The organism is Rhodococcus sp. ENV425, from assembly GCF_002887785.1.
Lineage (GTDB): Bacteria > Actinomycetota > Actinomycetes > Mycobacteriales > Mycobacteriaceae > Rhodococcus > Rhodococcus aetherivorans.
In genome coordinates, this window is sequence record NZ_PCZU01000187.1 from 1 (window position 1) to 25,126 (window position 25,126).

26 protein-coding genes are annotated in these 25,126 nt (G+C 71.6%); 12 read left to right on the forward strand and 14 right to left on the reverse strand.

All coding sequences use genetic code 11. The features are described 5' to 3' along the window. The 4 genes from CQZ88_RS15430 to CQZ88_RS15445 all read left to right on the forward strand — a co-directional run. A partial coding sequence (locus tag CQZ88_RS15430) for an isochorismate synthase MenF (protein ID WP_102799993.1) occupies positions 1-900 on the forward strand: 900 nt, incomplete at its 5' end. Then, a complete protein-coding gene (locus CQZ88_RS15435) occupies positions 897-1,667 on the forward strand; it encodes a 2,3-dihydro-2,3-dihydroxybenzoate dehydrogenase (RefSeq protein WP_006931907.1) in 771 nt (256 codons plus the stop codon). The genes CQZ88_RS15430 and CQZ88_RS15435, both read left to right, overlap by 4 nt. 20 nt (positions 1,668-1,687) lie before the next feature. Beyond that, entirely contained in the window at positions 1,688-3,337 is a 1,650-nt protein-coding gene (locus CQZ88_RS15440) for a (2,3-dihydroxybenzoyl)adenylate synthase (RefSeq protein ID WP_006931905.1), read from the forward strand. A 37-nt stretch (positions 3,338-3,374) separates the two neighbouring features. Further along, positions 3,375-4,028, forward strand: coding sequence for an isochorismatase family protein (locus CQZ88_RS15445; protein WP_006931903.1), 654 nt, complete (start codon positions 3,375-3,377; stop codon positions 4,026-4,028). 17 nt (positions 4,029-4,045) lie between these two features. Here the strand turns inward: CQZ88_RS15445 and CQZ88_RS15450 are convergent, their stop codons facing one another. Further along, on the reverse strand, positions 4,046-5,881 hold the full coding sequence (locus CQZ88_RS15450) for an ABC transporter ATP-binding protein (RefSeq protein ID WP_180987026.1): 1,836 nt from the start codon (positions 5,879-5,881) through the stop codon (positions 4,046-4,048). Between the two features lie 76 nt (positions 5,882-5,957). On the opposite strand from CQZ88_RS15450, the gene CQZ88_RS15455 reads away from it, so the two are divergent. The 4 genes from CQZ88_RS15455 (at position 5,958) to CQZ88_RS15470 (ending at position 8,204) form a co-directional block, all read left to right on the forward strand. After that, positions 5,958-6,395 (forward strand): MarR family winged helix-turn-helix transcriptional regulator, encoded by a 438-nt coding sequence (locus CQZ88_RS15455; protein ID WP_006931898.1) that lies wholly within the window; start codon positions 5,958-5,960, stop codon positions 6,393-6,395. Between the two features lie 158 nt (positions 6,396-6,553). Continuing rightward, entirely contained in the window at positions 6,554-7,282 is a 729-nt protein-coding gene (locus tag CQZ88_RS15460) for a 2OG-Fe(II) oxygenase (protein ID WP_102799994.1), read from the forward strand. Then, positions 7,279-7,539 carry an Ada metal-binding domain-containing protein gene (locus tag CQZ88_RS15465; RefSeq protein WP_102799995.1) on the forward strand — a complete coding sequence of 87 codons (261 nt, stop codon included), beginning with the start codon at positions 7,279-7,281 and terminating at the stop codon, positions 7,537-7,539. The genes CQZ88_RS15460 and CQZ88_RS15465 overlap by 4 nt, the downstream gene beginning before the upstream one ends. Beyond that, positions 7,515-8,204, forward strand: a complete 690-nt coding sequence (locus tag CQZ88_RS15470; RefSeq protein ID WP_037200500.1) for an alpha-ketoglutarate-dependent dioxygenase AlkB — start codon at positions 7,515-7,517, stop codon at positions 8,202-8,204. Before CQZ88_RS15465 ends, CQZ88_RS15470 begins: the two co-directional genes overlap by 25 nt. A 24-nt stretch (positions 8,205-8,228) precedes the next feature. On the opposite strand, the gene CQZ88_RS15475 is transcribed toward CQZ88_RS15470, so the two are convergent. Genes CQZ88_RS15475 through CQZ88_RS15490 form a run of 4 tightly spaced genes read right to left on the reverse strand, consistent with a single transcriptional unit; the run spans position 8,229 to position 11,680 of the window. Further along, positions 8,229-8,621 (reverse strand): universal stress protein, encoded by a 393-nt coding sequence (locus CQZ88_RS15475; protein WP_006931891.1) that lies wholly within the window; start codon positions 8,619-8,621, stop codon positions 8,229-8,231. After that, positions 8,618-10,168: a tripartite tricarboxylate transporter permease gene (locus tag CQZ88_RS15480; RefSeq protein WP_006931890.1), complete on the reverse strand. Its 1,551-nt coding sequence runs from the start codon at positions 10,166-10,168 to the stop codon at positions 8,618-8,620. Before CQZ88_RS15480 ends, CQZ88_RS15475 begins: the two co-directional genes overlap by 4 nt. 1 nt (position 10,169) lies before the next feature. Beyond that, complete coding sequence (locus CQZ88_RS15485; RefSeq protein ID WP_006931888.1) at positions 10,170-10,694, reverse strand: tripartite tricarboxylate transporter TctB family protein; 525 nt, start codon at positions 10,692-10,694, stop codon at positions 10,170-10,172. Next, positions 10,691-11,680: a tripartite tricarboxylate transporter substrate binding protein gene (locus CQZ88_RS15490; RefSeq protein WP_006931886.1), complete on the reverse strand. Its 990-nt coding sequence runs from the start codon at positions 11,678-11,680 to the stop codon at positions 10,691-10,693. The genes CQZ88_RS15485 and CQZ88_RS15490 overlap by 4 nt, the downstream gene beginning before the upstream one ends. 67 nt (positions 11,681-11,747) lie before the next feature. On the opposite strand from CQZ88_RS15490, the gene CQZ88_RS15495 reads away from it, so the two are divergent. Together CQZ88_RS15495 and CQZ88_RS15500 are read left to right on the forward strand one after the other, a co-directional pair. Beyond that, positions 11,748-13,373: an ATP-binding protein gene (locus CQZ88_RS15495; RefSeq protein ID WP_102799997.1), complete on the forward strand. Its 1,626-nt coding sequence runs from the start codon at positions 11,748-11,750 to the stop codon at positions 13,371-13,373. Positions 13,374-13,375: 2 nt separating this feature from the next. Further along, positions 13,376-14,083, forward strand: a complete 708-nt coding sequence (locus CQZ88_RS15500; protein ID WP_006931882.1) for a response regulator — start codon at positions 13,376-13,378, stop codon at positions 14,081-14,083. On the opposite strand, the gene CQZ88_RS15505 is transcribed toward CQZ88_RS15500, so the two are convergent. From CQZ88_RS15505 to CQZ88_RS15540, 8 genes are read right to left on the reverse strand one after another with little or no spacing between them, the layout of a single operon-like run. Beyond that, positions 14,062-15,195: an MSMEG_0565 family glycosyltransferase gene (locus CQZ88_RS15505; protein WP_006931881.1), complete on the reverse strand. Its 1,134-nt coding sequence runs from the start codon at positions 15,193-15,195 to the stop codon at positions 14,062-14,064. The genes CQZ88_RS15500 and CQZ88_RS15505 overlap by 22 nt on opposite strands. Then, a complete protein-coding gene (locus CQZ88_RS15510) occupies positions 15,192-16,040 on the reverse strand; it encodes a carbon-nitrogen hydrolase family protein (RefSeq protein WP_006931879.1) in 849 nt (282 codons plus the stop codon). The genes CQZ88_RS15505 and CQZ88_RS15510 overlap by 4 nt, the downstream gene beginning before the upstream one ends. Before the next feature lie 10 nt (positions 16,041-16,050). Then, complete coding sequence (locus tag CQZ88_RS15515; RefSeq protein WP_006931875.1) at positions 16,051-17,307, reverse strand: MSMEG_0569 family flavin-dependent oxidoreductase; 1,257 nt, start codon at positions 17,305-17,307, stop codon at positions 16,051-16,053. Continuing rightward, positions 17,304-17,648 carry an MSMEG_0570 family nitrogen starvation response protein gene (locus tag CQZ88_RS15520; protein WP_044475640.1) on the reverse strand — a complete coding sequence of 115 codons (345 nt, stop codon included), beginning with the start codon at positions 17,646-17,648 and terminating at the stop codon, positions 17,304-17,306. The genes CQZ88_RS15515 and CQZ88_RS15520 overlap by 4 nt, the downstream gene beginning before the upstream one ends. Next, a complete protein-coding gene (locus tag CQZ88_RS15525) occupies positions 17,641-18,588 on the reverse strand; it encodes a carbon-nitrogen hydrolase family protein (protein ID WP_102799998.1) in 948 nt (315 codons plus the stop codon). Before CQZ88_RS15525 ends, CQZ88_RS15520 begins: the two co-directional genes overlap by 8 nt. Beyond that, complete coding sequence (locus CQZ88_RS15530) at positions 18,585-20,018, reverse strand: MSMEG_0567/sll0787 family protein (RefSeq protein WP_029541271.1); 1,434 nt, start codon at positions 20,016-20,018, stop codon at positions 18,585-18,587. The genes CQZ88_RS15525 and CQZ88_RS15530 overlap by 4 nt, the downstream gene beginning before the upstream one ends. A 1-nt stretch (position 20,019) precedes the next feature. Continuing rightward, on the reverse strand, positions 20,020-21,081 hold the full coding sequence (locus tag CQZ88_RS15535) for an MSMEG_0568 family radical SAM protein (protein WP_102799999.1): 1,062 nt from the start codon (positions 21,079-21,081) through the stop codon (positions 20,020-20,022). Positions 21,082-21,092: 11 nt separating this feature from the next. Next, on the reverse strand, positions 21,093-21,617 hold the full coding sequence (locus tag CQZ88_RS15540; RefSeq protein ID WP_006931869.1) for an MSMEG_0572/Sll0783 family nitrogen starvation response protein: 525 nt from the start codon (positions 21,615-21,617) through the stop codon (positions 21,093-21,095). A gap of 245 nt (positions 21,618-21,862) precedes the next feature. Here CQZ88_RS15540 and CQZ88_RS15545 point away from each other — a divergent pair, with 245 nt between their 5' ends. Further along, a complete protein-coding gene (locus tag CQZ88_RS15545; protein ID WP_029541264.1) occupies positions 21,863-22,369 on the forward strand; it encodes a MarR family winged helix-turn-helix transcriptional regulator in 507 nt (168 codons plus the stop codon). 251 nt (positions 22,370-22,620) lie between these two features. After that, a complete protein-coding gene (locus tag CQZ88_RS15550) occupies positions 22,621-23,907 on the forward strand; it encodes an MFS transporter (protein ID WP_231386004.1) in 1,287 nt (428 codons plus the stop codon). 74 nt (positions 23,908-23,981) lie between these two features. Here CQZ88_RS15550 and CQZ88_RS15555 read toward each other — a convergent pair. Continuing rightward, the coding region (locus tag CQZ88_RS15555; RefSeq protein ID WP_258008619.1) for a serine hydrolase at positions 23,982-25,126 on the reverse strand (1,145 nt) is incomplete at its 5' end.

Genomic DNA, 25,126 nt, shown 5'->3' on the forward strand with positions numbered 1-25,126 from the left:
CCGGACCCCGTCGGGGACGTCACCGTCGCGCTGCCGCCGGTGCGGATCGCCGCGACGCTGCCCACCGAGGACGAACACCTCGACCGGGTGGCCACGGCGCTGCGGCAACTGCGCGACCCGGCCGACGACCTGGCGAAGGTGGTGCTGGCCCGCGCGCTGCTCCTGCGGGCGGACGCACCCGTCGACCCGGCGTCGCTGCTCGCCCGCCTGGCCGGAAACGACCCCTCCGGCAACGGATTCGTCGTCGACCTCACCGCCGCCGGGGGACCGTGGACCGGCCGGCACCTCGTCGGGGCCAGTCCCGAGGTGCTCGTCCGGCGCCGCGGCGACCTCGTCACGTGTCATCCGCTCGCCGGTTCGGCGCCCCGGCACCCGGACCCCGAGGTCGACCGGCGCACCGGCCGGCGCCTCGCCGCGTCGGAGAAGAACCTCGCCGAGCACGCCCACGTCGTCGACGCCCTGCGCGCGAGCCTCGAACCGCTGTGCACCGACCTCGACATCCCCGGTTCGCCGACCCTGACGACCACCCGGCAGCTCTGGCACCTGGGCACCCCGATCTCGGGCCGGTTGCGGGACCGGTCGGTCACCGCCCTCGACCTCGCCCTCGCCGTGCATCCGACCCCCGCAATCTGCGGCACGCCGACCGCCCCCGCCCGGGCGCTGATCCAGGAACTGGAGGGTGACCGCGGTTTCTACGCCGGCGCCGTCGGCTGGGCCGACCGGGACGGCGACGGCGAATGGATGGTGACGATCCGCTGCGCCGTCCTCGACGCCGACGGCACCACGCTCACGACCCACGCGGGCGGCGGCATCGTCGCCGGGTCGGATCCGCTCGACGAACTCGCGGAGACCACAACGAAGTTCGGCACGGTGCTCGAGGCGCTGGGGGTGCGGCGGTGAGCCGGTCCGTCACCCTCGTCGTCGGCGCCGCCCAGGGCATCGGCCGCGCCACCGCCCTGACCCTCGCGAAGGCCGGGCACCGCGTCGTCCTCGCCGACCGCGATGTCGACGGCCTCGCCGAGACCGCCGCGCTGCTCGACGTGGCCGCCCCCGTGCACGGTCTCGACGTGTGCAACGCGGCCGGCGTCGCCGAGGCGGTCGCACGAGTGGAGGCCGAGCACGGGCCGGTCGACGCGCTGGCCCACGTCGCGGGCGTCTTCACCACCGGGTCGGTGCTCGACTCCGATCCCGCCGAGTGGCAGCGGATGTTCGACGTCAACGTCACCGGCCTGATCAACGTGCTGCGCGTCGTCGGTCGCGGGATGCGCGAGCGTCGCCGCGGGGCGATCGTCACGGTCGGCTCCAATTCGGCGGGTGTGCCCCGCGCCGGAATGGGCGCATACGGCGCGTCGAAGTCCGCCGCCCACATGATCGTTCGTGTGCTCGGCCTCGAGCTGGCCCGGTTCGGGGTCCGCGCCAACGTCGTCGCCCCGGGCTCCACGGACACGGCGATGCAACGGTCCCTGTGGCCGGATCCGGCCGACGACGCGGGCGCCCGCACCGCGATCGACGGCGACGCCGCCTCGTTCAAGGTGGGGATTCCATTGGGCCGCATCGCCGACCCTGCCGACATCGCCGACGCCGTCGAGTTCCTGCTCTCCGACCGTGCCCGCCACATCACCATGCAGACCCTGTACGTCGACGGCGGCGCCACGCTGCGCGCCTGAACCGGATCGAAAGGAACTCCGTGACGATCGCCGCCACCCGGACTCCCCTGGCTGCCACCGCCGGCTACCCCCAGGAGTTCGCGGAACTCTACCGCGCCGCGGGCTACTGGACGGACGAGACGTTCGTCCGGTTCCTGTCCGTGCGGGCCGACCGCCACGGCGAGCGCGTCGCCGTGGTCGGCCGTGACGCCCGCGGCACCGAACGCCGCCTCACCTACCGCGAACTCACCGGCGCCGCGGACCGGATCGCCACCGGGCTCGCGGCCGCGGGCGTCCGGCCGGGCGACCGGGTGCTGGTGCAGCTGCCCAACATCGTCGAGTACACCGAGGTGGTCTTCGCGGTGTTCCGGCTCGGTGCGCTGCCGGTGTTCGCGCTGCCCGCGCACCGCAGCGCCGAGATCGGGTACTTCTGCCGGTTCACCGACGCCGCCGCGTACGTGATCGCCGGCGAGCACGGCGGATTCGACTACCGCGGCCTGGCCCGGCAGGTGTGCACGAACCTCGACCGTCCGCCGGTCGTGGTCGTCGCCGGCGACGCCCAGGAGTTCACCCCGCTCGACGCGCTGCGCGAGCACGAGCCGGGCGAATTCGCCGATGTCGAAGCGGAATCCGTCGCCTTCCTGCAGCTCTCGGGCGGCACCACCGGAACCCCGAAGCTGATCCCGCGCACCCACACCGACTACCTGTACTCGGTGCGCGAGTCGGCCCGCATCTGCGGCGTCGACGCCGGCACCCGGATGCTGGTGGTACTGCCGGCGGCGCACAACTTCCCGATGAGCTCACCCGGGATCCTCGGGGTCCTGCACGCCGGCGGCACGATCGTGCTGGCGCCGGACCCGAGCCCCGACACCGCCTTCGCGCTGATCGAGCGCGAGCGGGTCACCATGGCGTCGCTCGTGCCCCCGCTCGCACTGGCGTGGCTGTCGGCGCGGCCCCGTATCGACCGGGACCTGTCGTCGCTGCAGGTCCTGCAGGTGGGGGGCGCGAAGTTCGGCGCCGAGGCGGCCGCGCGCGTGACGCCCGAACTCGGCTGCACCCTGCAGCAGGTGTTCGGGATGGCCGAGGGCCTGGTCAACTACACCCGGCTCGACGACCCCGAGGCCACCATCGTCGGCACCCAGGGCCGGCCCATCAGCCCGCACGACGAGATCCGGGTGGTCGACGACGCCGACCGTCCCGTCGCCCCGGGCGCGACGGGCCACCTGCTCACCCGCGGTCCCTACACGATCCGCGGCTACTACGACGCGCCCGGGCACAACGCGTCGGCGTTCACCGCCGACGGGTTCTACCGCACCGGAGATCTCGTGCGGCTGACCGAGGACGGCTACGTCGTCGTCGAGGGCCGCGCGAAGGACCAGATCAACCGGGGCGGCGAGAAGATCGCCGCCGAGGAGGTGGAGAACCACCTGCTCGCCCACCCCGGGGTCCTGGACGCCGCGGTGGTGGCCGTGCCCGACGCCTACCTCGGGGAGCGCACGTGTGTGTTCGTCGTCGCCGACGGCGAGGCCCCGAAGGCCCCGGCGCTGAGGACCTTCCTGCGCGAGCGGGGCCTGGCCGCGTACAAGATCCCCGACAAGGTGGTCTTCGTCGACACCTTCCCCCGCACCGGTGTGGGCAAGACCAGCCGCGCCGGACTGCGTCGCGCGCTCGCCGCCACCCTGCAGCACTGATCCCGACTCCGCTCGACCACAGAAAGCGAATCCTGCGATGGCCCTGCCGAAGTCCGTGTCCTATCCCCTGCCGACCGACCTGCCCGCCAACACCGTCGACTGGACCATCGACCCGCGGCGGGCGGTACTGCTCGTGCACGACATGCAGGAGTACTTCGTGCGGGCCTTCGACCGCGCGGCGGATCCGCTGGCGACGGTGGTCCCGAACATCGACGCGATCCGGCGGTCGGCGTACGAGGCGGGCATTCCCGTCGTCTACACCGCCCAGCCCGGCGACCAGGATCCGGCCGAGCGGGCGCTGCTCACCGATTTCTGGGGTCCCGGCCTGGCCGACGATCCGGCCCTGACGTCCGTCGTCGCCGACCTCGCGCCGCGCGAGGACGACGTGCAGCTCACCAAGTGGCGCTACAGCGCGTTCATCCGCACCGACCTGCGGGAGCGGATGCGCGCGTGGGGCCGGGACCAGCTCGTCGTCACCGGCGTCTACGCCCACATCGGGTGCCTGAGCACCGCGCTGGACGGATTCATGCAGGACGTGCAGGTCTTCGTCGTCGCGGACGGCGTCGCGGACTTCTCCCGGCGCGAGCACACCGAGGCGCTGCACTACCTCGCGGCGCGGTGCGCCGCCGTGGTGCCGGCGGCGGACGCGGTGCGGCGCCTGCGCACCGGCGTCCTCTCGGTGTCCGGCTGATCCGCGGGGAGCGCCGCTTACACGCCGACTTCCTGCGGTTCCGTGCGGGCCGCGAGCGCGGCGTATCTGCCGCCGCGGGCGAGCAGTTCGTCGTGGCTGCCCTGCTCCACGATGCGGCCGCGGTCGAGGACGACGATCGTGTCGGCGTCGCGGATCGTCGAGAGGCGGTGCGCGACGGTGAGGGTCGTGCGGCCGCGGCGGGCCGCGTCCAGGGCCTGCTGCACCGCGCGTTCGGTCTCGTTGTCGAGCGCGCTCGTCGCCTCGTCGAGCACCAGGATGCGCGGGTCGCGCAGCAGGGTGCGGGCGATGGCGAGGCGCTGCTTCTCGCCGCCGGAGAAGCGGTGTCCGCGCGCCCCGACGACGGTGTCGTAGCCGTCCGGCAACGAGGACAGGAGCTCGTGGATGTGCGCGGCGCGGGCGGCCTGCTCGATCTCGGCGTCCGTCGCGTCGGGCTTGGCGTGGCGCAGGTTCTCCCGGACCGTGGCGTGCAGCAGGTACGTCTCCTGGGAGACGACCCCGACCAGGCTCGCGATGTCGGCGAGCGGAAGGTCGCGCACGTCGACGCCGTCGATCGTCACCCGCCCCGACGTGGGGTCGTACAGCCGCGCGACGAGCGACCCGAGAGTCGTCTTTCCCGAACCTGTTTCGCCGACGAGAGCGACGTGTGAGCCGGCGGGCACGTCGAGGGTGATGCCGGCCAGCGCGTCCCGGTCGGCGCCGTCGTAGCGGAAGCGGACGTCGTCGAACCGCACGGCGCCGGCGATCCGGTCGAGGTCGAGCCGCACCGGGTTCGCGGGTTCGCCGATCTCGACGGTCAGGTCGAGGTATTCGAAGATGCGGCTGAACAGCGCCAGCGAACCGGTGACCGACACGCCCACGTCGAGCAGGCTCATCAGCGGCCGGAACAGGGTGGCCTGCAGGCCGGTGAAGGCGACGAGGGTGCCGATGGTCATCCCGCCCGACGTCGCGGGCAGGCCGGCGACGAGGTAGAGCAGGGCGGGGATGGCGGCGAAGACGATGTTCATCGTGGCCATGCGCCAGCGACCGGACAGCTGGGAGCGGACCTCGAGGTCGGCCAGTTCGGTGGAGGTGCGGGCGAAGCGTGTCGACATGGCCGGGCCGGTGCCGAGGGTCTTACCGAGCAGGACGCCGCTGAGCGAGAGACTCTCCTCGATCTGGGTCTGCATGTCGGCGAGGCGACGCTGGCGCACGGCGGTGATCTCGCGGCGCATCAGGGCGACTTTGCGGGTGAGCCAGATCGCCGGCGGCAGCACCAGCAGGGACAGCAGCGACAGCCGCCAGCTGAGCACCGCCATCGCGACGGCCGTGCCGACGACGGTGGTGACGTTGGCGGCGATCGAGGTGGCGGTGGAGGTGACGACGTTCTGCATGCCGCCGATGTCGTTGGTCAGGCGTGACTGGATCTCCCCGCCGCGGGTGCGGGTGAAGAAGCCGAGGGACTGCCGTTGCAGGTGGTCGAACACGCGGGTGCGCAGGTCGTGCATGACGTGCTGGCCCACCGTGGTGGAGATCCACGTCTGCACCACCCCGAGGATCGAGGCGACGACGGTGACGGCGAGCATCGCGCCGACGGCGCCGAGCAGCAACGGCACGTCCTGGTCGGGAATCGCGTGGTCGATGAGGGTGCGGACGAGGAACGGGTTGGCGAGCGTGATCACCGACGACACCACGATGAGCGCGACGACGAGCGCGACCTGCCAGCGGTAGGGCGCGAAGAGCGCGCCGATGCGGCGCACGCTCACGGGGGATTCCTCGAGCTGGGCGCGGTCGCGCGGGTCGGGCTTGGCGTGCCGCATCGGTCCCGGCCCGCCGCCGGGCGGAGGCTGCATCATGCCCATCACCTCCTTCGTGAGGCACGAAACGTACTTGTTGAGGTTGCCTCACTAAGAGGCAGCCGTCAAGTGAGGTATGATCCGCATCATGTCCGACGCCCCCACCGACCCGGCGCTGCGCGACCTGCTGATGACGGCCACCCGCACGCTGCGACGCCGCTGGCACGCCACCCTCGTCCCGTGGGAACTGTCCCCGCACGAGCACCGCGCGCTGCACGTCGTCGGCCACTCCGCTCAGCCGCTGCGCCTCGGCGACGTCGCCAAGGCGCTGCGCATCGCGCCGCGATCGGCCACCGAGGTGATCGACCGGCTCGAGGCCCGGGGCCTGACCCGTCGCGTCGCCGACCCCGCCGACCGCCGCGCCGTGTGCGTCCACCTCACCGACGAGGGCCGTCGCATCGCCGCCGAACTCGACGCGGCCCGCGACGCCGAGGCCACCGAGTTCTTCGCCCACCTCGACGGCCCCGAACGCACCGAACTGGCCCGCCTGCTCACCAAGCTCGCCGACGGGTGACTCCCGCGACGAAGGGGAGGTTGTTGTGGCAACGTGCGAGTGGCGTGCCCGACAACCGCCCCCTCGGCGCGACAACCTCCCGCTCGGATCTCACGTTCCCCGCCCGACGGACGTCTACCCGGTGGGCCGGGTGGGACAGCCCGGGCGGAGGAGGAACCATGACCACCGGGAACCGGACCGACTCGCTCACCGCGCGGGTCGATGCTCAGGACTGGCCGGCGCTCGTCGCCGAACTCGACGCGACGGGGTGCGCGCAGACCGGGCCGCTGCTCACCGCGGACGAGTGCGCGCGCGTCGCCGCGATGTGGGACGACGACCGCCGCTTCCGCAGCACGATCGACATGGAACGGCACCGCTTCGGCAAGGGCACCTACCGCTACTTCGGCGACCCCGTACCCGAGGGCATCACCCGGTTGCGCGCGGCGTTCTACCCCCGGCTGCTGCCCGTCGCCCGGGGCTGGGGGCAGCGGCTCGGCGACCCGGCGCCCTGGCCCGACGACTTCGGCGACTGGCTCGACGCCTGCCACGCCGCCGGACAGGCCAGGCCGACGCCCATCCTGCTGCGCTACACGACCGGCGACTGGAACGCCCTGCACCGCGACCTCTACGGCGACCTGGTGTTCCCGCTGCAGGTGGTGATCGGCCTCGACCGGCCCGGCCACGACCACCTCGGCGGCGAGTTCCTCCTCGTCGAGCAACGCGCCCGCGCGCAGTCCCGCGGCACCGTCACCGTGCTGCAGCAGGGTCACGGGCTGATCTTCACCACCCGCGACCGGCCCACCCCCTCCGCGCGCGGCTGGACCCGCTCCCCCGTCCGGCACGGGGTCAGCACCGTCCGCGCCGGCGTCCGCCGCACCCTCGGCCTCGTCCTGCACGACGCCCGATGACCGGCTACACGCTGCTCGGCGCGGACGGCCGTCCCTACCGCAGCCCGACCCCCGGGTCCGTCGGTGGGCACCGGCGCGGCCGGATCTACGGTCGCCTCGACTGCCGCGCGGCGCTGCGGGCGATCGCCCGCGGCGGGTACGTCCGGGACCGGGTCTTCTTCGCCGACGAATCCGATGCCGTCGCAGCCGGATACCGCCCGTGCGCGGTGTGCCTTCCGGAGCGCTACCGGGAATGGCAGACGAGGCGGCACCCGTGAGCGACGCCCTGTTCCCCGTGCCGCGCGCCCGCGTCGAGATCGCCCCGGGCGCCGTGCACGTGCCCGGCTGGCTCGACGTCGACGAGCAACGCCGCCTCGTCGCCGCCTGCCGGGACTGGGCGCGCGGGCCCGTGCCGATCCGTCACACCGCCCTGCCTGGCGGGGGCCGGATGTCGGTGCAGACCGTCTGCCTCGGGTGGCACTGGTCGCCGTACCGTTACACCCGCACCGCGGTGGACGTGAACGACGCTCCCGTCGCCCCTTTCCCGGACCGGCTGGGCGACCTCGGGCGGCGTGCCCTCGTCGCCGCGTACGACGACCCGCACGCCGGCGACGATTACACTCCCGACACCGCGCTGATCAACTTCTACGACGGCGACGCCCGCATGGGCATGCATCAGGACAAGGACGAACGCAGCGACGCCCCCATCGTGTCGCTCAGCATCGGCGACGCGTGCACCTTCCGGTTCGGCAACACCGAGAGCCGCGGCCGGCCCCACCGCGACGTCCGGCTCGAATCCGGCGACCTGTTCGTGTTCGGCGGTCCGTCGCGATTCGCGTATCACGGTGTGCCCAAAGTCTTTCCCGGCACGGCCGACCCCGCGTCGGGGATGACGCGGGGCCGGCTCAACCTCACGATGCGGGTCACCGGGCTCGGCGGGTGAGCTACGCCGGAGCGGCGAGGAGCCTCACCCCTCCTCGGGCTTGACCGCCAGCACCGGTTTGCGGCAGGACAGCAGCAGCCGCTGGGCGGTACTGCCGAGAAGCAACTTGCCGACGGGTGTGCGGTCGCGGACCCCGATCACCAGCAGTTGCGCCTCGTCGGGCTCCATGGCGTCCAGGATCACGTCGACGGTCTCGTCGCCGACCGTCTGCCTGATCTCGTGCTCGACGCCGCTTCCGGACAACTTCTCCTCCAGCGCCTCGAGCTGTGCCTGGGCGGCGAACGACCGGTCGGCGAGGGCATCGCCCCTGGAGGTGTTGATCACGAGCAGTGAGGTGCCGCGCAACCGGGCCTCGGCGATGCCGTGGTCGACGGCGGCTCCGCCGTACCGGTCCGGGGTGAATCCGACGACGATCATGCGTGGGCCTTCTCTCGGGTCTCGCTGGAGTCGTCACCGGGGGTGCCGGCCGGAATCACGGCAGGCCGGCGCGAGTGGACGAACCGGGCGGCGAGCGGCGCGACGAGCAGCAGTGCGATGACGATGTAGACGACGATGGCGACGGGTTCGGTGACGAGGCTGCCCCAGTCGCCGCCCCCGAGCTGCAAGCTCTGGCGGAGTTGGCGTTCGATGCGCGGCCCGAGGATCACCCCGATGATCAACGGCAGGACCGGAAGACCGAACCGGCGCATCATGAGCCCGAGCAGGCCGAACGTCAGCAGCAGGGCGAGGTCGAGCCACTGCAGGTTGACGGCGAACGCGCCGAGCGCGGCGAAGAACAGGATGCCGGCATACAGATACGGCCGGGGCGTGCGGAGCAGCTTGGCCCACAGCGGGGCAAGGGGAAGGTTGAGGACGAGCAGGAGGAAGTTGCCGATGAACAGGCTCGCGATCAGCGTCCAGATCAGCAGCGGTTCCTTCTCGAACAGCGTCGGCCCGGGCTGGATTCCGTACGACACGAAGGCGGTCAGCATCACCGCGGCGGTCGCATTGGTCGGCAGACCCAGCGACAGCATCGGCACGAGGGTGCCCGCCGCGGAGGCGTTGTTCGCCGCCTCCGGTCCCGCGACGCCTTCGATGGCGCCCTTGCCGAACTCGTCCTTGTGCTTCGACAGCTTCTTCTCGGTGATGTACGAGAGGAAGGTCGGCAGCTCGGCACCACCCGCCGGCAGCGCGCCGAACGGGAATCCGTATGCGGTGCCGCGCAACCACGGCTTCCACGACCGCTTCCAGTCGCTGCGGCCCATCCACGGACGGCCGACCGGGATGACCTCGGCGGGGCGGCGGCGCAGGTGCGCGGCCACCCACAGCGCCTCACCGACCGCGAACACCGCGACCGCGACGACGACGATGTCGATGCCGTCGGACAGCTGCGGAATGCCGAAGGTGGCGCGGGGCTGCCCGGTGAGGAAGTCGATTCCGACCAGTCCGATCGCGAGGCCCAGGAACAGCGAGATGCAGCCCCGGAGCTTGGAACTGCCGAGGACGGCGGTGACGGCGACCAGCGCGAGCAGCATGATCGCCAGATACGACGGCGCACCGAGAGTCACGGCGAAGCGCGACACCGCGGGAGCGAAGAGCACCAGCAGCATCGTGCCGATCGATCCGGCGACGAACGAGCCGATGGCGGCGGTGGCGAGGGCCTGCGCCGCGCGCCCGGCTCTCGCCATCCGGTTGCCCTCGATCGCGGTGATCACGGAGGACGACTCCCCCGGGGTGTTGAGCAGGATCGAGGTCGTCGACCCGCCGTACATTCCGCCGTAGTAGATGCCGGCGAACATGATGAACGCGGCGCTCGGGCTCACGTTGTAGGTGACGGGCAGCAGCAGCGCCACCGTCATCGCGGGCCCGATGCCCGGCAGTACTCCGACCGCGGTCCCCAGCAGGACACCGAGACACGCGTAGAGCAGGTTCATCGGGGTCGCCGCCTGCTCGAACCCCTGCAGCAGCCAGGTCAATGTGTCCATGTCACAGAATTCCGTCCAGAATGCCTGCGGGCAGCGGTATTCCGAGCCCGACGTAGAATGCGTAGAAGCTGCCGAACCCGAGGACCGCCCCGATCACGAGACTGCGCACGTAGTGCCTGTTTCCCAGGACCGTCGCGGCGCCGGCGAACAACAGGGTTCCGGTGATCGCCCACCCCAGCGGGCCGACGAGGGCGATCGTCGCGACGAACAACGCGACCAGCAGCCCGACCGTGCGCCAGTCCCCGGGCGACGACAGGTCCACGTCCTCTCCGCCGTCCTCCTCGCCGGTCGATCCCCACAGGATCGCCGCTGCGAGCGCCACCGCGCAGACGACGAGTCCGGTGCCGACGACCATCGGGAACAGCCGAGGCCCCACCGGGTCGACCTTGACGAAACCCGCTGTCAGAGTGAGCGCGTCGACGATCAGGAAGACTCCCACCGCCACGAGCACACCGCAGACGACGAACTGGGCCGGATCCTTCATCCGGCGGGCCGGCGTCGCATCGGCCGCTGCCCGCGTACTCATGCCAGCCCCAGCTCGGACAGCGTGGACGAAACCCGCTCGTCCTGCTCTTCGAGGAACCGCTCGAACTCCGGTCCGGTCGCGAACGCGTCGCTCCACCCGTTCTTCACCAGAGCCTCCTTCCATGCCGGGGTGTCGTGCAACTTCGCGAGCGCCTCCACCATTGCCGCCTTGGCCTCGTCCGAAATTCCGGGCGGCGCAAGGATTCCGCGCCAGTTGGTGAAGGTCAGATCGATGCCCGCCTCACGGAGCGTCGGTGCGTCGATGCCGGGAACGCGCTCGTTGCCCGACACCGCGAGGACCCGGACCTGGCCCGCCTCGATCTGGTCGACGTACTCGCCGAGCCCCGACGTGCCCGCGGTGATCTTCTCGCCGAGCAGCGCGGTCAGCAGATCACCGCCGCCGTCGTAGGACACGAAGTTCACTGCCTTCGGATCCACTCCCACCGCACGTGCCGTCTCCATCGGGAACAGGTGGTCGGGACCTCCGGGTGACGATCCACCGCCGATCGTGATCGCCGACGGGTCGGCGCGCCACGCGGCGACGAAGTCGTCGACGGTGCGCAACGGCGAGTCCGCGGGGACGAGAATGCCCTCCTGCTCCTCGACCATCCTGGCCAGGGCCGTAGCGTCGGACACCCGGGCCGTCGAGCCGTTCGTGTAGCCGGCGCCGACCACCCCGAGGCCCATCATCATCATGAGGTCGTCGTTGCCCGCCTCGTTCATGAGCCGGGCCATCGCCACCGTTCCGCCTGCGCCGATGACGTTGAAGACCTCCACGCGGCCGGTGATGCCGTCGTCCTCCATGATCTTCACCGCCGTCCGGGCGGTGAGGTCGTAGCCTCCGCCGGGGCTGTTGGGAACCATCATCCGCACCCGGTGCAGACCCTCGTCCTCGCCGCGGGTGACGCCGCATCCGGCAACGAGAATCCCCGCGAGCACGAGCAGTAGGACCGCACGTACGCGGCCTCCGCCGGCTGTCCTGGACATCGTTCCTTCTTTCGCCGAAAAATGTGACCTTCGGCAATACTGAACCCGTCAGTGAGTCACGTCACTCTTGAGTACGAAACGGAACTTGAGTTCATTGTGGTCACCACGTCCCCTCCGTATCCGCAGCCTCGCCGGGCAGGTTCTGCTCCTTCAGCTCGCCGTCGTGGCGGTGGTGCTGCTGGCGGGCGCCGCGGTGTCGGTGCACCAGTCGACCGTCGGATTCCGCGACCTGCAGGGTCAGCGGATGATCGCGGTCGCCGAGAACGTGGCCTCGACGCCCGTGGTGCGGGAACTGCTGTCCGCACCGTCCGCCGGCACGGTTCTCGCGCCCGAAGTGGACCGCGCCGTGAACCTGTCCGGGGCGACGCTCGCCGAGATCGTGACCGCCGACGGCACGGTCCTCGTGTCGTCGGACCCGACCCGGCTCGGCGCGGCTGCGGAACTCGGGGCCAGCGACGTGGCAAGCGGCCGGGCCTGGTCCGGTGACGTGGTCGTCGACGGCCGTCGGGCCATCGCGGGACACGTCCCGATCCTGTCGCCGGCCGGGTCCGTGCTCGCGATCGTGGCGGTGAGCGACGACTACCCGTCCCTGTGGGACCTCCTCAGCAGCGCCGGAGCCCGGTTGCTGCTGTATCTCGGCATCGGCGCCGGGCTCGGGCTCCTCGGCTCGTGGCTGTTGTCGCGACGGATCAAGACCCACACCCGGGGGCTCGAGATCGCCGAGATCGCCAACCTCGCCGACCACCGCGAGGCGCTGCTGCACAACATCCGCGAGGGCGTGGTGGCGGTGAACACCGAGGGCGTCATCACCGTTCTCAACGACAGCGCACAGGAGCTGCTCGACCTCACCGCGGACGCCGTCGGCCGCCGCGTCGACGACGTCGACCTCGAACCCGCGGTCCGTCAGTACCTGCTCAGCGGGGACGACAGCGGCGACGTCGTGCTGTCGACGGCGTCCCGGGTGCTGGCGCTCAGTCGCCGGACCGCGACGAGCCGGGGACAGCGGATCGGCACCGTCACCACGATGCGCGACAGCACCGAGCTGGCGTCGCTGCAGAGCCAGCTGTCGTCGCACAAGAGTGTCACCGACACCCTCCGGGCCCAGACCCACGAATTCGCCAATCAGCTCCACACCATCTCGGGGCTCACCCAACTCGGCGACTACGACGCCGTCACCGACTTCGTCGGAACTCTCACCAGGCGCCGAGCGGAAATCAGTGACGCTGTGACGCAGCGTATTTCCGACCCCGCCGTGGCCGCCCTGCTCATCGCGAAGACATCGCTCGCCGCGGAGACCGGAGTGACCCTGGTCCTCGAGCCCGATTCGCGCCTGCGGGCCCTCGACCCCGAACTCGCCACCGACGTCATCACCGTCCTCGGCAATCTCGTCGACAACGCCGTCGACGTGTCGCAGGGCGGGCGGGACGCGCGGATCTCCGTCCGCATCACCGACTCCGACGGCATCACGGTCGAGGTCGCCGATTCGGGTCCCGGCGTGCCCGATTCCCTGCGGGAGGAGATCTTCGCCCGGGGCGTCACGTCCAAACCCGACACGCCCGGGGGACGCGGGGTCGGACTGGCGCTGGTGCGACTGGTCAGCGCCCAGCACGGCGGATCGGCTACCGTCTCCGATGCCCCGGTCACCGGCGGCGCCTTGTTCACCGTCCACATCCCGCGCAGTAAGGATGGCTGACCATGCACGACCGTCCAGGATCGGACGAGGCGGCGACGCACAAGGTCGTCGTCGTGGACGACGACTTCATGGTCGCGGAGATCCACCGTCGATTCGTGGACCGGACAAAGGGATTCACCACGGTTGCGGTGGCACACAGCGGCGCGGAGGCGCTCGACGCCGCGCGGACCACCGCACCCGACCTCCTCCTGCTCGACGTCTACCTGCCCGACATGTCGGGACTCGACGTCCTTCAGCGGCTGCGCGCCGAGGGCGACGCCGTCGCCGTCATCATGATCACCGCCGCCCGGGAGATCGACACCGTCGGTCGCGCCCTGCACGGCGGAGCGACCGACTACCTGGTCAAGCCGTTCGAGTACGCGCAGCTCCGGGAGAAGCTCGAGCACTTCCGGCGCCGAGCGCACGAGCTCGCGACCCAGACGAGCGCCGACCAGACGTTCATCGACTCCCTGTTCGGTGCCGGCGGCAAGGCCGCCGAACCCGTACGGCTGCCGAAGGGACTGAGCGCCGAAACCGGCCGGCTGATCCTCGCCACGGTCCGCGCCCGCGGCGAACTGTCCGCCACCGAGTGCGCGGAGCTGGCCGGGTTGTCGCGGGTGAGCGTGCGCCGCTACCTCGAGCACTACCTGGACGCAGGCCTGCTCGAACTGCGTCTCGAATACGGCGGCACCGGCCGACCGGTCCGCCGCTACCGGCCCGCCGGGCACTGACCCCGGGCCGCATCCCGGGAGTGCTCCGCGGGTTGCAGGTGCACGACGGAGCGGTAGAACGCGAGGTGCGCGGCCGCCGCGTCGTCCCAGGTGTGGGCCGCGGCGAGCGCCCGCCCCCGGTGTGTCCGCGCGGCGACGGGCGGCTCGGTGAGGGCGCCGGCCATCCCCCGGTGCGTCGACGCGAACCGGACGGTGTCGCCGAACACCTCGCGCAGCACCGGCAGATCCCGCGCCACCACGGGCACTCCGGCGGCCAGGGCCTCCATCGCGGCGAGCCCGAAGCCCTCCTTCGTGGACAGGAACGCGAACACCGACGCCTGCGCGACCAACGCCGGCAGCGCGTCCTCGGCCACCGTCCCCAGGATCGTCGGATCCACGCCCAGTTCCGTGCAGCGACGGTCGAATTCGGCTCGGTACGGCCGGTAGTCGAACAACGTCTCGCCGCCGGCGAACACCAGCCGCATCCCGGGCCGCTCACGGCGCAGCAGGGCGAACGCCTCCACCAGATCGATGCTGCCCTTGCGGGGCTCGATGCCACCGACGGCCAGCACGTACTCCCCCAGCTGCGCCCGCCACCGGGCCCGCGCCGCCCTGTCGTGCTCGGCGCGCGAGAAGCGGTGCGCGTCGACGCCGTTGGCGATGACCGTGGGCGTGAAACCCCAGCCCGCGCGGACCTCCTCGGCGACCGCACGCGAGACGCAGATCCGCGCATACGGTTCGGCGACGGCCCGTTCGTGACAGGCGGCGAGCTGCGGCGTGGTGAACCGGTCGAGGTGGTGGATCGTGCGGATGCACCGGTTTCCGACGGCGTTGGCGCTGATGCAGTCCTGCGCGTGCACCACGTCGTACCTGCCGGGGGTGAACGCCGCGCCGAGCGCGGCGATCGAACGCATGATGCGCTCCCCGACCCGCTCCCCCTCCACCCCGGCGAACGGGACGACGCGCACCCGCACGGCCGGGTCGACGGCGCGGAAGAACCCGTCGTCGCCGCCGCGCCCGAGCGTCCACACGGCGACGTCGTGGCCCGTCCGGGCCAGGGCCTCGGCAAGATTGAGGGTGTGGACGACACCGCCGCGCGGCTTGGTGGAGTACGTGAGCAGAGCGATCCTCACCCGATGTCCCCCTTCTCGTCGAGCAGTCCCCGATAGGTGTCCACGCGCCGCTCGGCCAGGTGGTGCAGCACCCGGCGGGCCCGTTCCACCTCGACCTCGACGTCGATGTCGACGACGGCGAGCCCGCCTTTGGTGCCCGTGCGGGCGAGCACCTCGCCACCCGGGCCGACGATCTTCGCCTGCCCGAGGAAGCGCATGCCGCCCTGCATCCCGGTCTGATTGGACGAGACGAGCACGACCTGGTTCTCGGCGGCGCGGGCCGCGTCGTACAGGTCGAACAGCCGGGACTGCCGGTCCTGCGGCAGCCGGGCCGCCCGGTCGGTGACGCTCGCGGGCCACGCCGACAGCGCGGCGACGATCCGTGCGCCGTCCAGCGCCAGCGTGCGGGCGGACTCGGGGAACGTCTTGTCGTAGTCGATCAGCATCCCCATGCGACCCACCGGGGTGTCGAAGGCCTCGAACCGGTCGCCCGGCGCGTAGGCGAGGAATTCCCCGGCCGGCTGGTGCACCTTGCGGTGGGTGCCGAGAATCCCGTCGCCGGTGACGCAGGCGGCGGCGTTGTACCGCAGATCCCCGTCCCGTTCGGTGTAGCCGACGCACACGGTCATCTCGCCCGCCATCCGGGCGAGCGCGTCGAGTTCGGGTCCGTCCCGCCACAGTGCGGGCGGCAGGTCGTCCGGGTCGGGCCGGCGCAGGTCCGAGATGTACCCGCCGAGGCACGCGTCGGGCAGCACCAGCAGCTCGATGCGGTCCCGTCGCGCGGACTCGATCAGGGTCTCCAGTTTGAGCAGGGCCCGCGGCACGTCGCGTCCGAAGTGACCGGCCAGGGCGGCGATGCGCGTCATGCGGCGCCCGTCAGGCCGGGGCGCCGATCGAGGCCCGCAGTCCGGCCTCGAGCTCGATCCGGTCCGCGAGGTGTTCGGCGTCGCGGGCGATTCCGGCGAACCGTCCCGATCCCCACGTGTGCAGCCAGGGCAGGCCAAGGAAGTACAGGCCGGGCACCGAGGTCACGCCCCGATTGTGGCACGGCAGACCGGCACCGTCGAAGACCCCGGCGTGCAGCCAGCGGTAGTTCGTCCGGAATCCGATCGACCAGATCACCGAGCCGATCCCGGCGGTGTCCAGGTCCAGGCCGGTGGGTTCCTCGGCGGGTCGCCACACCGGGACGTACCGCTCCTCCGGCGGGGCGTCGATGCCCTCCCGCGCGATGTGGTCGTCGATCAGGTCCTTGATGCTCTCGGCCACGGCGTCGGCCGCGTCGAGCGACGCGCCGAGGGTGGGCGCCACACGCAGCACTCCGTCGTCCACACCGAGCAGCCTGCCGTAGAGGCGCATCCCCTCGAGGGCGAAGGACCGCAGGTCGATGTCGCGACCGCCGTCGCGGCCCGTGACGTAGTGATTGGTGTTCTCCCGTTTGGCGGTTCCGCCGGGGTGTTCGGCGATGGGCACGTCATAGGTGCCCATGTCGTGCAGCCAGGCCACGCAGTCCCGCCCGCGGTAGAACCGCGCCACCCGCGGTGCGCTCCCGGTCACCAGGTGGACCTGCCGGCCGGCGAGCATGAGGTCCTCGGCGATCTGCGCGCCGGACTGCCCGTTGCCGACCACCAGCACCGCACCGTCCGGCAGCGCGGACGCCGACCTGTACCGCGAGGAGTGCAGCTGGGTGAGGTGCGCGGGCAGCTTCTCCGCGTACCGCGGCACCACGGGCTCGTGGTAGCCGCCGGTGGCGACGACGACCTGCCGCGCCCGGATCGGGCCTGCGGTGGTCTGCACATCGAAGCCGCCGCCGGCCGCCTGCGTCACCGACGTGACCGCGACGCCCTCGCGCACCGGCGGGTGGAAGGTGCCGGCGTAGCCGCGGACGAACGCGTACGTCTCGTCGCGGGTCATGAACCCGTCCGGATCGTCGCCGCGGTAGCTGTAGCCGGGCAGGTTGCATTGCCAGTTGGGGGTGACGAGGGTGAAGTTGTCCCACCGGCTGTCGCGCCACTCGTGGGCGATGCCGTCCCGTTCGAGCACCACATGGTCGATGCCCCGCTGCACGAGGTGCCAGCTGACGGACAGACCGGCCTGGCCCCCGCCCACGACGACGACGTCACGGTTCTCGATCATCGGACTGTTCCTTCCGGTCGGTGGGCTGCGCCGGCGCCGCCCGGCGCGGCGTCGACGGTGGGCGGATCCAGGGCCAGCACCCGCACGACGGCATCGGGTTCGTAACGACCGGCCGCCGCCTCGATCTCCGCGAGCGTCGCGGCCGCGGAGGTGCAGTACATGCCGAACTTGGCGCGCACGCGTTCGCTCGCCTCGGTGAGGGCCAGGCGAGTGCGGTCGACGAAGTCCCGGACGGCGTACTCCGCGCCCGCGGTCAGATGGTCGTGCATCACCAGGGACGGCGAGTAGTACTCGCCGGCGCGGCCGTCGGGCCACCGCACCGTGTAGGTCATTTCAGGCATGGGCCGGCACCCCTGCCCCGCGGAGGGACGCCGGCCGCTGCTCGCGGCTCAGCTGCGTCCCGGTCACCAGGTTGGGGGCCACCACGTCGCCGTAGACCTCGGGCCGCCGGTCCCGCAGGTTGTACATGCCGCCGCCGCGGATCGCGTCGAGTTCGGCGCGCACGTCGAGCCGGGCGGACGCGAGGCCGGGGTCGGTGCCGGTGGTCGCCAGGATCTTCCCACCCGGCCCGACGATCTTGGCGCTGCACACGAACCGCAGCGACCCGAAGGTGCCGGCCTGGTTGGACGCCACCCACACCACCTGGTTCTCGGTGGCCCGGGCCCGGTCGTAGATGTCGAAGCGCTGCGTCCACCGATCGTCCGCGAGAGCCGCGGCCTGCGCGGTCCGGGCCGTCGGCCAGGCGGACAGCGACGTGACGATCTCCGCGCCGTCGAGGGCCAGGGCGCGGGCGGCCTCGGGGAACGCCTTGTCGTAGCAGATCTGCATGCCCATCCGGCCGATCGGCGTGTCGAACGCCGCGTAGCGGTCGCCGGCGTCGTAGCAGAGGTTCTCGCCCAGCGGCTGGTGCACCTTGCGGTAGGAGCCGAGGATGCCGTCGCCGTGCAGCGTCACGGCCGCGTTGTAGCGGGTCGGCCCGTCGGCCTCGCAGAAGCCCAGGGTCACCACGAGGTCGCCGGCGAGGTCCACGACCCGCCGCAGTTCCGGTCCGTCGAGTGCGAGCGCCGGCGGCAGCGCGCGCAGGCGCCGCTCCCGCGCCGCCTCGCTCTCGTCGCCACCGCCGAGGCTCGGCAGGTACCCGCCGAGGCACGCTTCGGGCAGCACCAGCAGGTCGCTGCCGCGGGCGCGGGCCTGGTCGATCAGTGCCGCGATCGTCGCGTAGGACTGCTCCATGTCGCGGCCGAATTCCGCCGCCGCGACCGAGATTCCGATCTCGCTCATGCTCTTCCCAATCCTGTGACGGTGCCGTGCACCGCGTTCGTGATCATGCCGTCGGGCCAGCGCAGGCCGACCCCCGGTCGTGTGGTCAGTTCCCCGCACACCGCGGACACGGCCGGTCCGCTCGGCGGCGTGGGGCGTCCGGGCCGGTCCGCGGTCACCATCGCGAAGCCCGGGAAGCACGCCATCCAGTCGCCCATCGTCGGGCCCGCCGGCCGGGGAATCCTCGCGACGTCGAGGACGGCGCCGACGCCGCTCGCTTCGGCCAGCATCCCGACGGTGCCGGCGAGTCCGGCCATGCTCACGTCCTTGGCCGCCGCCGGCCGCGCGCGGCGGACGAAGGACCCGAGCAGCGCGAGCTCCTCGGACGTGCACGTCGAGGTGGAATCCCATTGCTGTCCGGTGTATCCCGGTCGCCACCGGCCGCGCAGGTCCACGGTGAGGCGGAGGTCGTGGCCCGCGGAGCCACCGCCCGCCGGGATCGGCTCGGCCGCCGCGCCGAGCGCGGTGACCGACAGCGCGGCGGGGACGCCGAGCTGGGTGTGGCCACCGAGGATCGGCACGTTCCACATCCGGCCGGCGTGCGCCAGCCCGCGGAGCACGCGGGTGAGCACCGAGCGGTTGGGGGCGCCGACGGCGTCGAGCATCCCGACCGGCGTCGCACCCATCGCGGACAGGTCGTTGAGGTTGACCAGGGCCGCGCACCAGCCCGCCCACTCGGGATCGCGCTGGACCATCGCCGGCACGATCGCGTCGCACGCCGCGACGAGGTCGCTGCCGGGGACGGGCGCACCGTCGTCGCCACGAAACCCGTTGCCACCGAGCCCGTCCGGATCCCGGTCCAACGGCGCCAAGACCTGCGCCAGGACCGATTTCGTGGACCGGACGAGCCGTTCGATGCGGTCGAGCGGCCACTGCATCAGCACATGCGGGGCACCGGCGACGACGACGTCGTCCCGGCGGACCCAACCGAGTCGGGTGAACATCGGCTCGTTGGGTGCCTGCACGGTCGCGTCGAAGCGCAGCACGCCGTGGGACTCGGCGTACGCGCAGGCCGCGCGGACGAGGGCCCGGCCGATGCCGCCGCCGTGGCGGCTGCGGCTGTCGACGACCAGGCGGCTGCCGGTCCACCAGCCGAGGTCCACGCCGTCGGTGGCCGGGGCGAGCCGCACCCCGCCGAGGACGGCGCCGTCGGGTGCGGCAGCGACCAGGACGACGGTGCGGGGATCGTCGTCGAGGTCGTCCCGGTCGCTGCCCGCGAACAGTCCCTGCTCGAGCACGAACGTCTCGCGGCGCAGCCGGTGGTAGGCGGCCACGTCGCCGGCGTGGGCCGCCGCGCGCACGAGGAAGCCGGGCGGCGGCGCCGGTGCGGGACCGGCGAGCACCGCGGGGTCGAACAGTTCGGTGGTCCGGGAACCGGATTCGGATGTCATGTCAGCCTCCCGCGTTCTGCAGCACGCTGCACGCGCCGCACGCGGCGCATCCGGCCTTCTGGTCGGAGCCGGCCATGCCCGCCGCCCGCAGCTGCGCGGCGACGCGCCGGGTGACGTCCTCGAGCAGCGTCGCGTCGGGGGCCGCCGCCCCGTCGACGTCGACGGCGAGGGTGCCGGCGAGGGGCCGGAACGGCACCACGAACGGGTAGACCCCCATCGCGATGAGTTCGGCTGCACCGGCGACGAGTTCGTCGGCGTCCTCGCCGAGTCCGACGAGCAGGTAGGTGGAGACCTGGTTGCGCCCGAAGACGCGCACGGCCTCGGCCCACGCCGCCCGGTACTCGGCGAGCGGAACCGTCGCCTTGCCCGGCATCCAGCGCCGGCGCACGCCGTCGTCGAGGGATTCGACGTGGATGCCGATCGAGTCGGCGCCCGCCCGGCGCAGGTCGGTGAGGGTGGCGAGATCGCCGGGCGGTTCGCACTGCACCTGGACGGCGAGGTGCGGCACGACCGCCTTGACCGCGCGCACGCAGCGGGCCAGGTGGCGGGCGCCCCGGTCCGTCCCGGCGGAGGTGCCCGTGGTCATGATCATCTGGGTGACCCCGTCGAGGCGGACCGCGGCCGCGGCGACCTCGGCGAGCTGCTCGGGACGTTTGACCGCGACCGTCGAACCCGCCGCCAGCGACGCCTCGATCGAGCAGAAGCGGCAGCGCTGGTCGGGGTCGTACCGGATACAGGTCTGCACCACGGTGGTGGCCAGGACGTCGGCGCCGTGCAGGCGGGCGATCTTCTCGTAGGAGACGCCGTCCGCGGTCTGCAGGTCGTAGAACCTGGGCCGGCGCACCGGCTCGACGTCGAGGCCCGTGTCCGTTCCGTCCAGCAGCAGCCGGGTGCCGTCCACCGTGTACGGGCTGTCGGACCGGATCGGGATCGCGCCGCCCACCCCGCCGATCAGGACGTGCCCGTCGTCGCTCGGGCCGGCGCCGGAACGCCTGTGCACCGGCGCCTCGAGGGACCGGATGCCGCGGACGGCCAGGTCGACCCGGGTCGAGAGACCGCTCATGGTGTCACCCTTCAGACCATGTAGGTGGAGTTGATGATGGCGCCCTTGCGGGCGTAGTGGATGATCGCGTCCTGCACGTCGAGGGGGTGGGCGGGAATGGCGCCCTCGATCAGGTCCTCCTCCCGGTGCCCGTGCAGCGCGAGGCCGAACCGGCACACGAAGACCTTGCCGCCCTCCGTGATGAAGGTGGTCAGCGCGTCGTTGATGTTCTGCTCACCCGGGAACCCGTTGTCACCTGTCGTCGGGAAGCCGCGTGTGGCAACGGCATTCATCGCTCCGGTGCCGTAGAAGTAGATGGCCGACTCGAAGCCCTTGCGCAGCGCGCGCGTGGCCTGCAGGACCGCGACGAAGCTCACCGACGACTCGTGGGCGATGCCGTGCACGAGGGTGAAGTAGCACTCGCCGTCCTCGGCCCGATAGTCGGGGAAGATCTTGGTCGAGCCGTAGAGGTTGGTGCCCTTGGGCAGTGCCGGATGGGGGATCTCGGCCAGGGACCTGGCGATGTTGTCGGCAATGGTCTGCTCGATGTCGGTCACTGAGTTCTCCTCGGAGATCGGTGGATTCGGCGGGCGCGCCGGTGATCTCGCCCGGCTGCGGCCTGCAATCAGTAGACGTGCAGTCGATTTCGCGTTGGTCATCCCTGGAACAACGCCGCATTTCGTGGAGCTCACATCGGCCGGAATCCCGTCATCGCCGCGTAACACCGCCGCCGGGAGGGGGCGCGGCAGCGGGTGCGAGGCGACGGCAATGGGCAGGTCACCGGTTGGGTAGCATCGAGACCATGAGCACGGAGGCCCGCCCGCAGTCGGCCGGGGTCGAAGCCGGGTCGGCGAGGGCGACGGACGACCCGCTCGCCCTGGACCGTCAGGTCTGCTTCGCGCTCGCCGTCGCCAACCGGGCGGTGCTCTCGGTGTACCGGCCGGTGCTCGAGCCGCTCGGCCTGACCCACCCGCAGTACCTGGTGATGCTGGCCCTGTGGGGCGACGCCCCGATGTCGGTGAAGGAGATCGGCCGGGCCCTGCAGCTGGACTCCCCCACCCTGTCGCCGTTGCTCAAGCGGCTCGAGTCGACCGGGTTGATCACCCGCACCCGCAGCCCGCTGGACGAGCGGCAACTCGTCGTCGACCTGACCGACGAAGGCCGGGCCCTGCGGGCGCGGGCCGCGACGGTCCCGGAGACGGTCGTCCGCAAGCTCGGCGTGAGCCTGGCCGAGCTGGAGGAACTGCACGACGTGCTCACCCGCATCAACGCCGCGGCGCTGAAGGCCGGCGCGCTGGACCACGACTGAACCGCTCGCACCCCCCACCTCCGTGCGCGCGGCGGCGTCCACCATGCGGGAAACCCCAGAAGAACAATTACGGAACAGTAACGAACTCTCTCCATCGTCGCATCGACCGGATCCCGCGTGCGCTCTGTGGGTACGCAGGGACGGTTGTCCGAACGAAGGGAAGTGTCGTGAGCACCACCAACGCCGGCCGGAAGGGTGAGCCCCAGGAGGTCCCACCGGGGCATCTACGGCGCGCCATCAGCGCCTCTGCCATGGGGAACTTCACCGAGTGGTTCGACTACGGCGTGTACGCCTACACCGCCACCTACATCGCCGACGCGTTCTTCCCCGACGATCTCGAGTCGGCAACCCTGCTCACCCTCGGCGTCTTCGCCGTGTCCTTCCTCGTTCGTCCCCTCGGCGGGCTGGTGTGGGGCCCCCTCGGCGACCGCCTCGGCCGCCGACAGGTGCTCGCGCTCACGATCATCCTGATGGGCACCGCGACCGTCCTGCTGGGCGCCGTCCCGTCGTACGCGTCCATCGGGTTCTGGGCGCCGCTGCTGCTGGTTCTGCTGCGCATGATCCAGGGCTTCTCGACCGGCGGCGAGTACGGCGGCGCCGCGACGTTCATGGCCGAGTACTCCCCCGACCGCAAGCGCGGGTTCTTCGGCAGCTTCCTGGAGTTCGGCACCCTCGGCGGGTTCTCGTTCGGCGCGCTCATCGTGTTGTTCGTCGACCTGGTCTCCACCGACGCGTTCATGAGCACGTGGGGCTGGCGTCTGCCGTTCTTCGTCGCCGGACCGCTCGCCCTGGTGGGCCTGTACCTGCGGTCCAGGCTCGACGACACCCCGGTGTTCCGGGAACTCGAAGCCGAGGGCGCCGTCGAGCACGACACCGGCACGCAGTTCAAGGACCTGCTCGTGCAGTACCGGCGGCCCATCCTGACCCTGATGGGCCTGGTCGTCGCCCTCAACGTCTGCAACTACACCCTGCTGAGCTACATGCCCACCTACCTCGAGAACCGCATCGGGCTGTCGAGCACCGCGTCGCTGTTCCTCGTCGTGATCGGCCAGCTCGCGATGATGGCCGTCATCCCGTTCGCGGGCGCCCTGTCCGACCGGATCGGCCGCAAGCCGATGTGGACGATCTCGATGGGCGGCCTGCTGCTCTTCGCGGTTCCCATGTACAAGCTCATGAGCATCAGCTTCGGGTGGGCGATCGTCGCGTTCACCGTCCTCGGTCTGCTGTACGTCCTGCAGCTGTCGACCATCTCGGCGACATTCCCGGCCATGTTCCCCACCCACGTGCGCTTCGCCGGCTTCGCGATCGCCTACAACGTCTCGACGTCGCTGTTCGGCGGGACCGCACCGGCGGTCAACGAGTGGCTGGTGGAACGGACCGGCAACGACCTGGTGCCCGCCTTCTACATGATGGGGGCATGCGTCGTCGGCCTCGTCGCGCTGTACTTCGTGGCAGAGACGGCCGGGGCTTCCCTGCGCGGGCGCGGCATCCCCGGCGTCGACACCGAACCCCACCCGACGGCGCTGTCGAAGGCCTGACATCCGCCGAACACCTTGTCCGGAGGGGTCTTTCGATCGATTCCCCCCGGGGCCGGGTACGCGACCGCCCCGGATCAGGTCGACGTTACGGCGCGGGTCATCGCGGCACGTAAAGCGACGTCGCGCGGATCGTTTCGAGACTTGCCCATGCGGTTGCAGACGTAGCCGTAGCCGATCCCGGCATCCGGATCGGCGTAGCCGAAGGAGCCGCCGGCACCGGGCGCGCCGAACGACCGGGGCCCGCCGAAAGACCAGTCGGGACTCGGGCGCATGAAACCGAGGGAGAACCGGATGTCCCCGAGCATGCACGCGTCGTGGAATCCGTTCCGGGGCGGCACCGGCGGGGCCGTCAGTTCGTGCAGCGTGTCCGGGCGCATGCCGAGTTCCGCACCGCCGGTGGCCAGGACGCCGTAGGCGTGCGCCAGGGCGCGTGCCGTGCCCACGCCTCCGCCGGACGGTGCCTCCAGATCGCGTGCGTAGATCGTGTCCGCGTCCATTGCCACGAGCGTTCCCGGGTTGGCGACCAGCGAGCGGTAGAACACCGACCGCTTGTTCAGGAACGCCGGAAACAGCCGCGGCGACAGCTCAGCGAGGTTCAGGAAGGGGTTCCGCATCACCAGCGGGGCAAGTCGGGCGTCGGGAACGGAGGCCGGGAGACGGATGTAGAACTCCAGCCCCAGCGGGGTCGCGATCTCGTCCTGGAAGACCTGCCCCAGCGTGCGGTGCTGTGGGTCGACCCGGCGAACGAGTTCACCCTGATAGAAGCCGAGGCTGATCGCGTGGTAGGCCTGCCGCGCCCCCGGCTCCCACTCCGGTCTCTGGCGAGCCATGATCGCGGCCAGCCGGTCCGGATCGGCAATGACCCCGACATCCACCGGCTCGTCGAAACCGAACAGCCCGGCCTGGTGGGCCAGCAGTTGGCGGACGGTGATCCGTTCCTTGCCGTTCTGCGCGAACTCGGGCCAGTAGGTGCAGACGCGCTCGTCGAAATCGAGCCATCCACGGGAATGGGCCAGCGCGACGGTCATGGCGGCCATCCCCTTCGTGGCGGAGAACACCAGCGCCATGGTGTCCCGTTCCCAGGGTTCGCCGGTCGCCTTGTCCCGTACCCCGCCCCACAGATCGACCACCTTCTCGCCGCGGTAGTAGACGCAGCAGGCAGCGCCCAACTCCCCACGGCGGGCGAAGTTCTCGGCAAACGCCTGCCGTACGGCCGCGA